Origin of the sequence: Bradyrhizobium sp. NBAIM14 (genome assembly GCF_020193895.1) — a bacterium.
GTDB classification, from domain to species: domain Bacteria; phylum Pseudomonadota; class Alphaproteobacteria; order Rhizobiales; family Xanthobacteraceae; genus Bradyrhizobium; species Bradyrhizobium yuanmingense.
Genome location: NZ_JADYVQ010000008.1, coordinates 163,692 through 177,914 on the forward strand (window position 1 = coordinate 163,692; position 14,223 = coordinate 177,914).

Sequence of the window (14,223 nt, forward strand, 5' to 3'; positions counted from 1 at the left end):
AATCGCGCGTTGTCATGCCGGCGGTACGCCGATGCCGATGCACTCGAGTAATTCGCGCCAGAGCTTGCGGACGTCGGCGTGACGCTGCGCGAGCGCCGCACTGACCGCGTCGCGATGCGGCGCAAGGTCTGTGCTCTTCAGAAACAGAATCTGGGCCTGCAACAGCCGGCCACTCTCAAATTCGATCCGGCGTAGCGCCATAACAAAAGGATCCTGCGCATTGGCCTCGATCGGTAGGATCGCAGCCGGCCGTATGCCGGCATGCACGGCGTGGGCAAGCGCTGCGAGGTGAATCATTTGGGCAAGGCGAGGGTCTGCGATCCCTTCGACCGGTGCAGGCAGCCAGGCGGACTCCCAGGAGGCGAGCATGTAACCCAGGGAAGGATCCAGCACCCAGGACGTGGCGCGCAGCAGCAGCGAGACGATCTCGGTCTCGCGATAAAATTGAGCATTCAATTCGGTCTGCCATGCCGCGTCGAGCCTCGCGGGCAGCATGAAAGCGAATTGCCGAGCCAGGGCGCCGTGCGCCGAAATCAGGAATGCTGCGACCTTCGTCTGCTGGTTCGGTGGAATGCGACCGTCCGGCGCGACGGGACCGAGGAAGCCGCTCATGGCAGTGCTCGCTTGACCGGGATGGCACGCAGATGATCGTAGCCGGCAGGAAACGGCGTGAGCTCGCCGCCGGGCTGGTCCGGCGCCACCCAGACCGCTTGATTGCCCTGCCAGCGGCCGGCCAGCACGTCTTCGGCAAAGCGCGCCAGCAGATCGGCGGTCAGTGCCCCTTTCTCCAGCGTGAAGGCGTGATAGGCCCTGGGGATGATCACCAATGAGCTGTTCTGAATCTCGACACGCAATGTTTCGTGGAGAGCCCGCGGCGTCAGGAAATCGAACTCGCCGTTGAGAATCATGGTCGGAACGGCGATCGCGGACAGGCGCGGCGTGAGCGGCTGGAAGTCGAAGAAAGATTCCATCAGGTTTTGCAGCGCGTAGACGTCGTTGACCAGCCAACCTTGCCGCTTCACGCTCTCGAGCTTGTCCAGCAGTGGCTTCAGCCATTGGTCCGAGAGGTTCATGGGCAACAGGAGATCCTGGAGGTAACTCGTGCCACCGAGGATCAGGCCGGTCCGCAGCGCATTGCCAAGCAGCAAGAGTTGCGGCGACAGCTCCGCAAAGCAGCTCATCGGCACCAGCCCGGCCAGCCGCTTGCCATGCTCGATCGCATATCGCAGCGCGATCAGGCCGCCAAAGCTGATCCCGCTCAGAAAGATCGGACCGTCCCCGAGTTCGTCGATGAGGAGGCGCAGTGCAGCGACTTGATCGTCCTGGCTGATGAAGAGCCTCGGCTTGTCGGAGGCGCCCTGGCCGAGAAGATCGAAGGTCGCAACGCGAAAGCCTCGCGCCGACAAGGCCTCGCGATAGGCGCTCCACAGCTCGGAATATTGCGTCAGCCCGTTCACGAGAACATAGGCCGGTGCGCCCGCCGGCCCGTCGAGCTCATAGCGGATCCGATATGAGCCGTGGCTGAGGAAGGGCATCGCGAGGGTACCGCCGGTCTTTTGATGCCCGCGATCCTCGATTCCTCCGAGCGGATTCCATTGAGCTAGATCAAACCTTCCCCGGCCGCCCTGCCTAGCGTTTCAGGAAAATCTTCCAGGGAGGATCGCATCATGGCCGAACGAGATGCGTTGAATCGTTGCCTGTTGAGCCTGATCGTGCTGCTGCTCGGAACGGCGATCGCAACCGCACAGCCTTTCACGCGCCGTTCGTCGCAGGTGCAGCATGACGGGCTGAAGAAGACCTACGAGATCGCCAACTTCCGCCTGGGCGGCAAGTACGACCTGACCGACCCTTCCAAATGGGAGAACGGCGGCGAGGGCGGCGTCACGCTGGAATCGCTCGGGGCCGGCAAGCTGCGCACGGCTTACATCGCCGTCGGCAACGCAAGGCGCAACGCGGCGGGCGAGATCACCAATGCCATCGTGATCAACTCCTATTATTCCGGCGATTCCACCGACATGTACGAACAGTGGGTCAAGGGTGCGGCGTTGTCGGGTGGCGTACCCATCATTGGTCCGGGCCGGCCGATCGATACGGATCGTTACTATGTCATCATGGTCGATCCGCTCGGCACTTGGGGCGCGAGCAAGCCATCCGACGGCCTAGGCATCAAGTTTCCGCAATACAGCTACTACGACATGGTGCAGGCGAACTACCGCCTGCTGCGCGACGAGCTGAAGGTCGCGCGCGTCGCGCTGGTGACCGGCGTCTCCATGGGTGGCACGCAGACCTACGTCTGGGGCGTGATGCATCCGGAATATGTCAGCGCCCTGATGCCGATCGGCGGCACCACGCAATCGGATGGCGACGACCCGGTCGGCAACTGGACTTTCCAGATGATGACAGCCGCGATCCAGGGCGATCCGGTCTGGCAGGCGACCGAGGGCGATTATTACAAGCTCCCGAAGGAAAAGCATCCGGTGCCGGGCGTGGCCTTCGGCTGGTCGATCCTCGGCATGACGGGTTATGACTTTTCCTTCCGTACGACCCAGAACTGGGCGGCGGTACAGCCCGAGATTTTCTATTGGGATCCACCGAACGAGAAGGCCGGCCTCAACGTCACCAATCGCGCCAAGCTCTACGACGCCGTCGATCTCGTCTGGCGCAATCGGGTCGGCGAGACCCATAACGTCAATCCCTATCTCGGTCGCATTCAGGCTCGCACGCTGGTGATGCACATCACCAACGACCTCTGGCTCAACTTCAAGCTGGCGCAGAAGGCTGTCGATCGCGTGCCCGGCGCTGATCTTATCGCACAGGAGAGCCCCGTCGCGCACTACGGCGTGTTCCCGATCATCAACCAGCGCAAGAACGATCCGAAGTTCGTCGCCTTCATGGATGACGTGGCGGCCCTCGATCGCGCCCAGAAATTCGTCGACAAGAATTACCGCGTGCCCGGCGTCGCCCAGACGATTGATCCCAAGAAGTCGTTCTGGAAGGCCTACGTGACCTATCCCTATCCGGTCAAATTCGGCAGTGCCAAGGACAAGAGCGGCAATTCCTGGGAAATCGGCTACATGGACGAGTATGCCGGCACCGACAAGGATCCGAAGGTGCTCGTCATCATCCACGGCAAGGGCGCGTTCGGCGGCCATTACGGCAACATCATGCAGTATGCGCTGCGCAGCGGCCTGCGCGTGATCGTGCCGGACCTACCGCATTACGGCATGTCGGGGCCCGGCAATCTCGACAAGAATCCTGCTCGCACCATGCAGGACATGCGCGAGGTGATCTACGACCTCGTGGTCAACCAGCTCGGAGTCAAGAAGGCGTACTATCTCGGCCACTCGCTCGGCGGCCAGTTCGTCGTGGGCTACGCCCTGACCTGGCCTGATGCGGTGCAGGGCCTCGCCTTGGAGGCGCCGTCCGGCCTCGAGGAATATCCGCGCGAGATCACCATTGCCAAGGACAAGAAGGCGCCTCTGTTCGCCGACGGTCTCGGCCGAGACTTCGACAAGTGGAAGCAGGTCTGGGACCAGACCGGTATTCTCGCTGCGGAAAAGGCGCGGAGCGAGCAGAACGTCCGCGACTTCTTCTACTTCAAGAAACGTGATCCGGACACCGGCGTGGTATCGGCTGCGAAGAGCGGATACTTCTTCAACGACAGCGAATATGCCCGTTTCCATACCGAGCAACGCGCCGGGCTTACCAAGGGCAACCCGAAGGAGCTCGATCAGTGGTGCAACGTCTTCATCTTCGACATCTACACGATCGGTGCTGAGCTCCAGCAGGATGACCCGAAGAACCTCTATGAGCGGGTCACCCAGATCAAAGCGCCGATCTTCCTGGCGTTCGGCGACAAGGAGCCGTTCATTCCGACGCCTGCGTTCAACGGCCTGACGGACCTCGGCCGCGACGTCATCACGCCGTTCATGACGCGTATGACCAATGCCGGCAACCGGCCGATGCTCAAGATCTATCCGGAGACCGGACACTTCATCCACACCGACAATCCAGTGGAATACGCTGCCGATGTCGTGGATTTCGTGACCAACGGGGAGGTGGACACATCATCGCCGCTCGGAACCGATCGCATGATCAAGGGCGCCGTCGTCTCTGCCTTGCCAGTGGCGCCGACACCGCCTGGAGCGGCTCCGACGGCTGGCCTCAACAAGTAGGGCCCGGCGATGCCAAGGGTGCAGGCGGGCGAACTCCGACTCGGCTGGCGGGAGTGGGGAGGAGGCGACGTCACCGTCGTCTTCATCCACGGAAATCTCGCCAGCAAGGACTGGATCGAGCTCGCCGCGCCATTGTTTCCGATCGGGCTCCGTGTGGTTGCAATCGATTGGCGCGGCTGTGGCGACAGCGACCGGCCGAAGCCGTCGGCCGACTATTCCAACTACTCCATGCGGCAGCACGCCGAGGACATGCTGGCGGCGCTCGATACGCTCGGGATCGGCTATTGCCATCTCGCGACACATTCCACCGGCGGCATCATCGCCGCCAGAATGCTGCTCGAGCAGCCGCAGCGCTTCGGCCGTGTGTTCGCGCTCGATCCGGTAACGCCGCTCGGCATGGCCTTCGATGCCGATCAGATCGGATTATTCAGGGCCATGATGTCGAGCAAGGAGCTGACGCGGTCCGTGATGGCTACAGCCGCTTCTTCGCTGTTCGTCCCGGAGAGCATGGGGCCGAACATGGTCCCTCGCTTTCGCGAGGGGCTGGGAGAGATCCAGACGCTGTTCGATCGGATCATTGGGCAGACCTTCGGCGTATCGGAGGGGATCTGGATCGGCACGCCGGTGAACCTGACGCGGGAGAAGGAGAGCCGTGAGCTGGAGCGCCGTATGTCCGAGATCCGGCATCCGCACCTCGTGTTGTGGGGCGAGCGGGACGGTTGGATCGCGCCGGCCGATCTCCGTGCTATGGCCGAAGCGATGCCGGATTGCCGGCTGGTCATCGTGCCAGGCGTAGGGCATTCGATGAACCTCGAATCGCCGGCACTTTATGCAGGCTATTTCGGCGCCTGGTTCGGAGGACGTGCCGCGTCACCATCCACGGCGCCAAGCTGATCCCCGGCGGGGCCTCGACGTCGACGGCGGCCACCACATCGTCGATTGACGCGCTGAGCAGTCCGGCGACCCACGATCGATGGTGACAATATTGCCAGTGTTTTGCCCGACGGAGCAACCGGTTCCGGGCGAACAGGAAACATCAATCAGATCAGCCCCATGTCTACTGTGCATGGGGTTGTTTTTCGACTCTTTGATTCAGCGATAGTGCAGAGCGATCAATTCGGCGACACAGGCCGGCCTTTTGCCGCCCTCGATCTCGATCACGAGGTGGTAGTTGACGCGCAGCCCGTCCGGCGGCACGTCCTCTGCTTCCGCGATCGTGACCCGGCCGCGTAACTTCGAGCCCGCCGGTACCGGCGCGAGATATCGGATGCGGTCAGCACCGTAATTCAGCGTGTTGCGCAGCCCCTTCAGGCCGATGACCGAGCGGATGAACAGCGGGGCAAGGGCAAGCGAGAGCAGGCCATGGGCGATGGTCTTGCCGCCCGGCATCTCCTGCTTGGCGCGCTCCTGGTCGACATGGATCCACTGCTCGTCGCAGGTCGCCTCGGCGAACTGGTTGATGCGGTCCTGCGTGATCTCGATCCAGTCGCTGGCGCCTATCTCGGTGCCGATTGCGGATTTGATCTCGTTGAAGTCGCTGAATATTCGCATGGGTTGACCTGTTCAGAGCTTCATTTCCGGAACATTGTCGGGAATGGCGAGTTCGGCCTCCGTCAAGGCCATGACCTCGCCGATGCTCATGCCGGGTGCTGTTTCCAGCAGCGTCGCCTTGCCATCGGGAAAACCGATCACGGCCATGTCGGTCACGACAAGGTTGACAGGGCGTGCCGAGGTCAGCGGCAGCGAGCATTTCACCACGATCTTCGACTTGCCCTTGGCCGCGTGCTGCATGGCGACGATCACGCGCTTGGCGCCGGTGACGAGGTCCATTGCGCCGCCCATGCCCGGGACCATCTTGCCCGGAATCATCCAGTTCGCGAGATGGCCATGCGCATCGACCTGGAGGCCGCCGAGCACGGTGACATCGACGTGGCCGCCGCGGATCAAGCCGAACGACATCGCGCTGTCGAAGGTGGATGCGCCCGGCAGCGCGCTGATCGGGCGTCCGCCGGCATCGGTGAGCGTCGGATGCGCCATGCCCTGCTCGGGAATCGGCCCGGTGCCGATCAATCCGTTCTCGGACTGGAAGAAGACCTTCAGGTCCGACGGCACGTAATTGGCGACCAGGGTCGGAATGCCGATGCCGAGATTGACGAGATTACCGCTCCTCAGCTCCTTGGCGACACGCCGGGCGATGATGATCTGGGGATCCATGATGTCACCCGTTGGTGATGAGATAGTCGACGAGCGGCGCGGGGGTGACGACGTGATCGGGCGCGATCACGCCGACCGGGACGATATGCTCCGCCGTCACGATGACGGTGTCGGCTGCCATCGCCATGACCGGGTTGAAGTTGCGCGAAGTGAGGGCGTAGGCGAGGTTGCCGAGGTAGTCGGCGAGGAAGGCGTGCACCAATGCGAATTGCGCCCGCAGCGCCGTTTCCAGCAGGAACGGCTTGCCGTCGACTTCGATCTGGCGCTTGCCTTCGGCCACCAGCGTTCCGACCCCGGTCGGCGTCAGCACCCCGCCGAGACCGCACCCGCCGGCGCGGATGCGTTCGACGAAGGTGCCTTGCGGCACGAGGTCGACCGCGATCTGGTTCGCCAGCATCTGCTGCTGCGCCTTCGGATTGAGACCGATATGCGTTGCCGTCAGCTTCGACACCAGTGCCTGATCGAACAGCTTGCCGACGCCCTTGCCGGGCGTGGCCGCGTCATTCGAGATCAAGGTCAGACCCGTCTTCCTCTGACGCACGACTTCGTCGAGCAGCCGCTCCGGCGTTCCAACTCCCATGAAGCCGCCAACCATGACGCTGGCGCCCGCCGGGATCATCGCAACGGCTTCTTCGACGGAAACAGCCTTCATGATCGAAACTCCCGGTCGCCCGACGATGGGCTGAAGGGCGGTAATGTGTGGATGTTGGCGGGCGGGCGACGGGCTCCCTTGATATGGGTCAAGGGCCTCTGGATCATTGCGCGCCGTCAGCGCGTCCCTCTCCAACGTGAACGCTTGGTAGGCCTTGGGAATGATTTGGGAACCTCGACGCTGAGGCGCGCTAAAAGGCTCAAGAGAAACCGACGCTTCCGTAACAAAACCGGATCCAGTCCGGAGAGCCGAATCTTACTAAATTCAAAAGCTTGCCCTTGCATCCTAATGCTGCGTGCTATGTGCTTTGCCTGAAATCTAGAGCGAAGCACCGGGGTGCAGCACGGAATCGCGCTCGAACACCTGTGCGTCGGCGAGGTCCCGCCATTCGGACGGCGCCAAAACGACTCAATTTACGTCGAGCGTGGATCTGCCGGACACTCGCGGAGCTGATTCCCATGCCAGACAACAAGGTCGACCGTTCTGATTTGGCCCCCTCGATTCTGCCGGCCGGCATCCCCGAGCTCAGCGACGATGAATGCCTCGCTTGTCTCGCGCGCGCAGTCGAGGCGCCGGATTCGGCGCGGCTGGACGAGGTCGCTGGCCTCATTGGCCGCCTGGCAGTCGCCATCGAATAGGGCCGGCCCGGCCCTCCATCAGGAGAGGTTGCGGAGCGCGAAACGCGCATCGCCAACCGCTATGTTGCGTTTTGACCGAGCATGCTCCAAAAGATGCCGCGATTTTTCTCCGCGGCATCGTCCGCATTGCAGGGTCCGCAAATGTCCGGTTTTTCGACCGCGCGCCAAAAAATGGTCGATGGCCAGGTGCGCACCAATGACGTCACCGACCGTCGTGTTCTCGATGCCATGCTCACGGTGCCGCGCGAGGCCTTCGTGCCGGCCGGCCGGCAGGCGCTGGCTTACCTCGATCTCGACCTCGACGTCAGCGAGGGCGCCGCCAAGCGGTTCCTGATCAAGCCGGCGCTGACCGGCAAGCTGCTCCAGGCCGCCGAGATCGGCGCGGATGACAACGTGCTGGTCGTGGGCTGCGCCACCGGCTATCTCGCCGCACTGGCCGCCAAGCTCGCGCGTCAGGTCACGGCGACCGAGTGCGATTCGGCTTTGGCGGCCAAGGCCAGCGACGCCTTCGCCGCCCAGGGGCTTGCCAATGTCGCCTGCAAGGCGGCGGCCTGCACCGAGGGGGACCCTGCTGCTGCCCCCTATGATGTGATTCTCCTCAACGGCGCGGCCGAGGTGATGCCGGAAGCGCTGCTCGGGCAGCTGAAGGAGGGTGGGCGCCTGGTGGGGGTGTCGGCCGAATCGAGGCCGCCGCGCGCCACGATCGTGACCCGTACCCACGGCGAATTCGGTCATCGGACCCTGTTCGACGCCGCCGCCCCGGTGCTTCCCGGGCTGGAACGGGCGGCTGCCTTTGTCTTCTGACGGCCCCAAAGCCGCCCCAAATCCCGTTCTGAATCAGAAGTGTGGCCGGGATGCTGCACGCGAAGAGTTTCCACTGAGAACCACCCCCAGGTAGTTCCGTCGCGCTTGACCGCGTCCTATGTTGCGGCGGGGCAACGACTCCATTGGTACGGTACCCCGGCTCGCGGGCACGAGCAGGGCGCTAGAACGAACGGAATTTCACGGATGCATGGGGTGAAGCTCTTCACCGGAGCTGCGGTTTCGGTCCTGCTGCTGGCGCTTGCCGGGCCGACACCTGCCTTGGCGGATACGATCGAGGGCGCGCTGGTGCGCGCCTATCAGAACAACCCGCAGCTCAACGCACAGCGTGCCCAGGTGCGCTCGACTGACGAGGGCGTGCCTCAGGCCTTGTCGGGCTATCGCCCGAGGGTCAATCTGACAGCGACCGGTGGCTATTCATATCAAGATTTGCAGAGTGCCCCGGGGACCAACTCAGTCTACGGAACGAGGGTGCCTCGCAGCATTGGCGTGACGGCGACACAGACGCTCTACAATGGCAACCAGACCGCCAACCGGACCCGCGCGGCGGAGAGCCAGGTGTCCGGTACGCGTGAAGCGCTGCGCGGTATGGATCAGAGCGTACTGCTGAGCGCCGCGACGACCTACATGGACTATCTGCGGGATGCCGCCACGCTCGAAGTCCAGCGCAGCAACGTGCGCGTCCTCGAGCAGACACTGAAGCAGACCCGCGACCGCTTCAATGTCGGCGAAGTGACCCGGACCGACGTCGCCCAATCGGAAGCGCAACTGGCGGCCGGGAGGACCCAGGCGCTCACCGCTGAAGCGAATCTGACGACGACCCGCGCGAACTACCGTCGCATCATCGGCAACGAGCCCACGAATCTTGCGCCCGGCTCGCCTGTCGATCGGTTTCTGCCTCAGACGCTGGCTTCCGCCATCGAGCTCGGCCTGATCGAGCACCCCAACGTGACGGCCGCCATGTACGGCATCGACGTCAATTATCTGCAGGTCAAGATCAATGAAGGAGCGTTGCTGCCGACACTTTCGGTTCAGGCAACGGCCCAGCGGGCCGACGAACAATCCTTGATTCAGATGCGTTCGTACACCGCATCGGCGATCGCGCAGCTCACCGTGCCGATCTATAATGGCGGTGGTGAATATTCGCTGATCCGCCAGTCCAAGGAGAACCTGGCGCAGCAGCGGCTCAACCTCGAAACGACTCGCGACCAGACCCGCGCGACCATTGTGCAATGGTGGGGCTCGCTGCAGGCCACCAAGGCGCAGGTGCAGTCGGCTCAGGCGCAGGTGACGGCGTCCGAGATCGCCCTGAACGGCGTCCGCGAGGAGGCCAAGGCCGGCCAGCGCACCACGCTGGACGTGCTCAATGCGCAGCAGGCGCTGGTGAACGCGCGCGTTGCGTTGGTGACCGCGCAGCACGATCGCGTGGTCGCATCGTATAATGTCCTCGCGGCGGTCGGGCGTCTATCGCCGCAGGTCCTCGGCCTTGCGACTACGACCTACGACCCCAGCGTTCACTATCATCAGGTGCGGGACAGCTGGGCGGGTGTGCGCACGCCTGACGGCCGCTGATTCCCGTAATCATCCGGTCGATCTCGCCAATAGCCGAGGTCGACCGGTGCTTTGCTTGCAATCGTCAAAATCCCTGACATAGCCTTGCCAAGATGATGCGGGTCGATTCGCCCGCGTTGATGTCGTGTGCGTAACGCTTCGACGCCGGGGGCAGGGGCGCACCGCTGCGCGTGGAGCCGTGATCTGGGGACAAGTCGGGCTGCGGCGACGAAAATGGCGGACCCATCGTCGCGGAACCGGCCAATCCTGCCGTGCTTGGTGTAAAACAACGCATGCGAGGGCGTTGATGATGTGGAGTCGGAGATGACGCAGCCTGCAAAGGTCACAGAACCCTCGATGGAGGAGATTCTGGCCTCGATCCGGCGCATCATTGCCGACGACGAGGCAAAGCCCCCGCCGGCTGAGGCCGCCAAGCCCGAGAAGGCTGCTGCGCCCGCTGCGCCGCCGAAGCCGCAGGCGATGAACGACATTCCGCCATCCAAGGTCGCTCCGCCTAAACCCGCCGCCGAGAAGCCGGCACCGCCGCCGGCTGCAAAGCCGGCGCCGCCACCTGCGCCGGCGCCCGCGGCGGACGCATCCAACAGCCAGGACGATATCGACGCGTTGCTGGCGGGTCTCGATGCGGCCACACCTACGCCGGAGGTCCGCGCGCCCGAGCCAGAGCCCGAGCCCGACGTGCTCGAACTGACCGACGACATGGCGATGGACCCGACGCCGCCTCCGCCGCCGCCGACCTTCCGCAAGGTCGAGCCACGCGACGATCTCGAATTCGCCGAGCCGCCGCGTCCCGCCCCGCCGCCGTCCTACGCGCCGGTGGACTTCGACGCGCCGCCGCTGCCCCCGCAGCAGCCGATCCTCGCGCAATCGACGGTCTCCGCGGTCGAATCCGCCTTCAACTCCCTGGCCCATACGGTGCTCAGCAGCAATGCGCGGACGCTGGAGGACCTGGTCAAGGAGATGCTGCGGCCGATGCTGAAGTCCTGGCTCGACGACAACCTGCCCGGCCTCGTTGAACGCATCGTGAAGGCCGAAATCGAGCGGGTCTCGCGCGGCGGCCGCTGAGGGCGGCCGAAGGGCCCTCATAAAGCCCGGCTTGGGCGTCATATTCGGGCCTCGGACCGGGCTGGAAAGCGCTGTTGCCGCCTCGTTTTCCCTGACGTTTTCGTTGACTTTTCGTTGACTTGGCCCCCTCGCGCGGCTTTCTAGCAGCCCCATGATCGAGAAAAATTACCAGCCCGCCGATATCGAAACCCGCATGTCCGTGGTGTGGGAGGACAGCCTTGCGTTCAAGGCTGGCCGGCCCGACCGCCGTGATGCCGTGCCCTTCACCATCGTGATCCCGCCGCCGAACGTGACGGGCTCGCTGCACATGGGTCACGCCCTCAACAACACGCTGCAGGACATCCTTTGCCGGTTCGAGCGCATGCGGGGCCGCGACGTGCTGTGGCAGCCCGGCACCGACCATGCCGGCATCGCCACCCAGATGGTGGTCGAGCGGCAGCTGATGGAGCGCCAGCAGCCCGGTCGCCGCGAGATGGGCCGCGAGAAGTTTCTGGAGCGGGTCTGGCAGTGGAAGGCCGAGAGTGGCGACACCATCATCAACCAGCTCAAGCGCCTCGGTGCGTCCTGCGACTGGTCGCGCGAGCGCTTCACCATGGACGAGGGCCTATCGAAGGCCGTCGTCAAGGTCTTCGTCGAGCTGCACCGTGAGGGCCTGATCTACAAGGACAAGCGGCTGGTGAACTGGGACACCAAGCTGCTCACCGCGATCTCCGATCTCGAAGTGCAGCAGACGGAAGTGAAGGGCCACCTCTGGTATCTGCGCTATCCGATCGAGGGCAAGACGTTCAACCCCGAGGATCCCTCGAGCTTCATCGTGGTCGCCACCACGCGCCCCGAGACCATGCTCGGCGATACCGGCGTGGCCGTCCATCCGGAGGACGATCGCTACCAGAAGCTGATCGGCAAGAATGTCGTCCTGCCGCTGGTCGGCCGCAAGATCAAAATCGTCGCCGACGAGTATTCCGATCCCGAGAAGGGATCGGGCGCTGTGAAGGTGACGCCGGCGCACGACTTCAACGATTTCGAGGTCGGCAATCGCCACGGGCTGCGCCGGATCAGCGTGCTCGACAGGGAAGGCTGTCTCGATCTCCTCGACAACGAGGATTATCTGCGCGACCTGCCCGAAGGCGCTGCGCAATTCGCCGAGGAATTCCACAAGGTCGACCGCTTCGCTGCGCGCAAGCGCATCGTCGAGCGGCTGGAATCGTTCGGCTTCGTCGAACGGATCGAGCCGCACACCCACATGGTGCCGCACGGCGATCGTTCCAACAGCGTGATCGAGCCCTACCTGACCGACCAGTGGTACGTCGACGCCAAGACGCTGGCGAGACCTGCGATCGCGGCGGTGCGTTCGGGCGAAACGACGTTCGTGCCGAAGAACTGGGAAAAGACCTATTACGAGTGGATGGAGAACATCCAGCCCTGGTGCATCTCGCGTCAGCTCTGGTGGGGCCATCAGATCCCGGCCTGGTACGGCCCTGACGGCAAGGTGTTCGTCGCCGAGACCGAGGAGGAGGCCATCAGCCACGCGCTCGGCTATTACGTCGAGCAGGAGGTCATTACGCCCGAGCAGGGCCGCGAGATGGCGCTCGACCGCAACAAGCGGGAAGGCTTCATCACGCGCGATGAGGACGTGCTCGACACCTGGTTCTCCTCGGCGCTGTGGCCGTTCTCGACGCTCGGCTGGCCCGACGAGACGCCCGAGGTGCAGCGCTATTATCCGACCAATGCGCTGGTGACCGGCTTCGACATCATCTTCTTCTGGGTCGCCCGCATGATGATGATGGGCCTGCACTTCATGAAGGAAGTACCGTTCTCGACCATCTACATCCACGCCCTCGTCCGCGACGAGAAGGGCGCCAAGATGTCGAAGTCGAAGGGCAACGTCATCGATCCCCTCCACCTGATCGACGAATACGGCGCCGACGCGCTGCGCTTCACCCTGGCCGCGATGGCGGCGCAGGGGCGCGACATCAAGCTCGCCACCAGCCGCGTCGAAGGCTACCGCAATTTCGCGACCAAGCTCTGGAACGCGTGCCGGTTCGCGGAGATGAACCACTGCGCCGTGCCTGATGGTTTCGAGCCGGCGAAGGCAAAGGAGACGCTGAACCGGTGGATCGCGCATGAGACCGCCCACACCACGCGCGAGGTGACCGAGGCGATCGAAGCTTATCGCTTCAACGATGCAGCCGGCAGCATCTATCGCTTCGTCTGGAACGTCTACTGCGACTGGTATGTCGAGCTCGCCAAGCCCGTGCTGCTCGGTCCGGACGGCCCCGCCAAGGACGAGACCCGCGCCATGGTCGCCTGGGCGCGCGACGAGATCCTGAAGCTGCTGCATCCCTTCATGCCCTTCATCACCGAAGAGCTGTGGGAGGTGACGGCAAAACGCGACGGCCTGCTCGCATTGGCGCCGTGGCCGCTGAAGCCGGTCGAGCCGACGCCGGAGCAGCTCGCGATGCTTGCGGCGACCACGGGACCGACCGATGCGCTCGTCTCGCCGGCCTGGGTGCTGCCGATCTTCGATCATGCCGACTTCACCGATCCGGCTGCCGAAGCCGAGATCGGCTGGGTCATCGACCTCGTCACGCAGATCCGCTCGGTGCGAGCCGAGATGAATATCGCGCCGGCAACGCTGACGGCGCTGGTGCTCGCAGGCGCTTCGGCCGAAACCAAGGAGCGCGCGCCGCGCTGGACCGATGTCATCAAGCGTATGGCGCGGCTGTCGGACATCTCGTTCGCCGACCGCGCGCCTGACGGCGCTGTCCAACTGCTGGTGCGCGGCGAGGTCGCCGCGCTGCCGCTCAAGGGCGTGATCGACGTTGCCGCAGAGCGCACGCGTCTCGACAAGGAGATCGCCAAGGCCGAGGCCGACATCAAGCGCGCCGAGTCGAAGCTGGCGAACGAGAAGTTCGTCGCCAACGCGGCCGAGGAGGTCGTCGAGGAGGAGCGCGAAAAGCGCGAGGCGGCGCTGGCGCGCAAGGCCAAGCTGCTCGAGGCGATGGAGCGGCTGAAGCAGGCGTCTTAGAGCATGATCCGGAAAAGTGTGCAGCGGTTTTCCGGAAAGATCATGCTCAAACAATAACCT

General features: G+C 63.9%; 12 protein-coding genes. 7 read left to right on the forward strand and 5 right to left on the reverse strand.

Annotation, left to right across the window (positions count from 1 at the left end; genetic code table 11):
- Window positions 1–12: 12 nt before the first annotated feature.
- Together I6F28_RS20925 and I6F28_RS20930 are read right to left on the reverse strand one after the other, a co-directional pair.
- Window positions 13–612 carry a hypothetical protein gene (locus tag I6F28_RS20925; RefSeq protein WP_225140824.1) on the reverse strand — a complete coding sequence of 200 codons (600 nt, stop codon included), beginning with the start codon at window positions 610–612 and terminating at the stop codon, window positions 13–15.
- Entirely contained in the window at window positions 609–1,535 is a 927-nt protein-coding gene (locus I6F28_RS20930) for an alpha/beta fold hydrolase (RefSeq protein ID WP_225140826.1), read from the reverse strand. The genes I6F28_RS20925 and I6F28_RS20930 overlap by 4 nt, the downstream gene beginning before the upstream one ends.
- Window positions 1,536–1,667: 132 nt before the next feature.
- On the opposite strand from I6F28_RS20930, the gene I6F28_RS20935 reads away from it, so the two are divergent.
- Complete coding sequence (locus I6F28_RS20935; protein ID WP_225140828.1) at window positions 1,668–4,175, forward strand: alpha/beta hydrolase; 2,508 nt, start codon at window positions 1,668–1,670, stop codon at window positions 4,173–4,175.
- A 9-nt stretch (window positions 4,176–4,184) separates the two neighbouring features.
- A complete protein-coding gene (locus I6F28_RS20940; protein WP_225112860.1) occupies window positions 4,185–5,069 on the forward strand; it encodes an alpha/beta fold hydrolase in 885 nt (294 codons plus the stop codon).
- Window positions 5,070–5,267: 198 nt separating this feature from the next.
- On the opposite strand, the gene I6F28_RS20945 is transcribed toward I6F28_RS20940, so the two are convergent.
- The 3 genes from I6F28_RS20945 to I6F28_RS20955 are packed head-to-tail and all read right to left on the reverse strand — an operon-like array spanning window position 5,268 to window position 7,041.
- Window positions 5,268–5,726, reverse strand: coding sequence for a MaoC family dehydratase (locus I6F28_RS20945; RefSeq protein WP_036039469.1), 459 nt, complete (start codon window positions 5,724–5,726; stop codon window positions 5,268–5,270).
- A gap of 12 nt (window positions 5,727–5,738) precedes the next feature.
- Window positions 5,739–6,389: a 3-oxoacid CoA-transferase subunit B gene (locus I6F28_RS20950; RefSeq protein ID WP_036028009.1), complete on the reverse strand. Its 651-nt coding sequence runs from the start codon at window positions 6,387–6,389 to the stop codon at window positions 5,739–5,741.
- Window positions 6,390–6,393: 4 nt separating this feature from the next.
- On the reverse strand, window positions 6,394–7,041 hold the full coding sequence (locus I6F28_RS20955; protein WP_035999395.1) for a CoA transferase subunit A: 648 nt from the start codon (window positions 7,039–7,041) through the stop codon (window positions 6,394–6,396).
- A 458-nt stretch (window positions 7,042–7,499) separates the two neighbouring features.
- Here I6F28_RS20955 and I6F28_RS20960 point away from each other — a divergent pair, with 458 nt between their 5' ends.
- From I6F28_RS20960 to I6F28_RS20980, 5 genes are all read left to right on the forward strand, one after another.
- Window positions 7,500–7,679 carry a hypothetical protein gene (locus I6F28_RS20960; RefSeq protein ID WP_035999393.1) on the forward strand — a complete coding sequence of 60 codons (180 nt, stop codon included), beginning with the start codon at window positions 7,500–7,502 and terminating at the stop codon, window positions 7,677–7,679.
- Window positions 7,680–7,820: 141 nt separating this feature from the next.
- Complete coding sequence (locus I6F28_RS20965; RefSeq protein WP_036028010.1) at window positions 7,821–8,483, forward strand: protein-L-isoaspartate O-methyltransferase family protein; 663 nt, start codon at window positions 7,821–7,823, stop codon at window positions 8,481–8,483.
- A 204-nt stretch (window positions 8,484–8,687) separates the two neighbouring features.
- Window positions 8,688–10,073, forward strand: a complete 1,386-nt coding sequence (locus I6F28_RS20970; RefSeq protein ID WP_035999388.1) for a TolC family outer membrane protein — start codon at window positions 8,688–8,690, stop codon at window positions 10,071–10,073.
- Between the two features lie 303 nt (window positions 10,074–10,376).
- Window positions 10,377–11,135, forward strand: coding sequence for a PopZ family protein (locus tag I6F28_RS20975; protein WP_074447953.1), 759 nt, complete (start codon window positions 10,377–10,379; stop codon window positions 11,133–11,135).
- Window positions 11,136–11,286: 151 nt separating this feature from the next.
- Entirely contained in the window at window positions 11,287–14,163 is a 2,877-nt protein-coding gene (locus I6F28_RS20980) for a valine--tRNA ligase (protein WP_225140839.1), read from the forward strand.
- The last annotated feature ends 60 nt before the right edge of the window (window positions 14,164–14,223 follow it).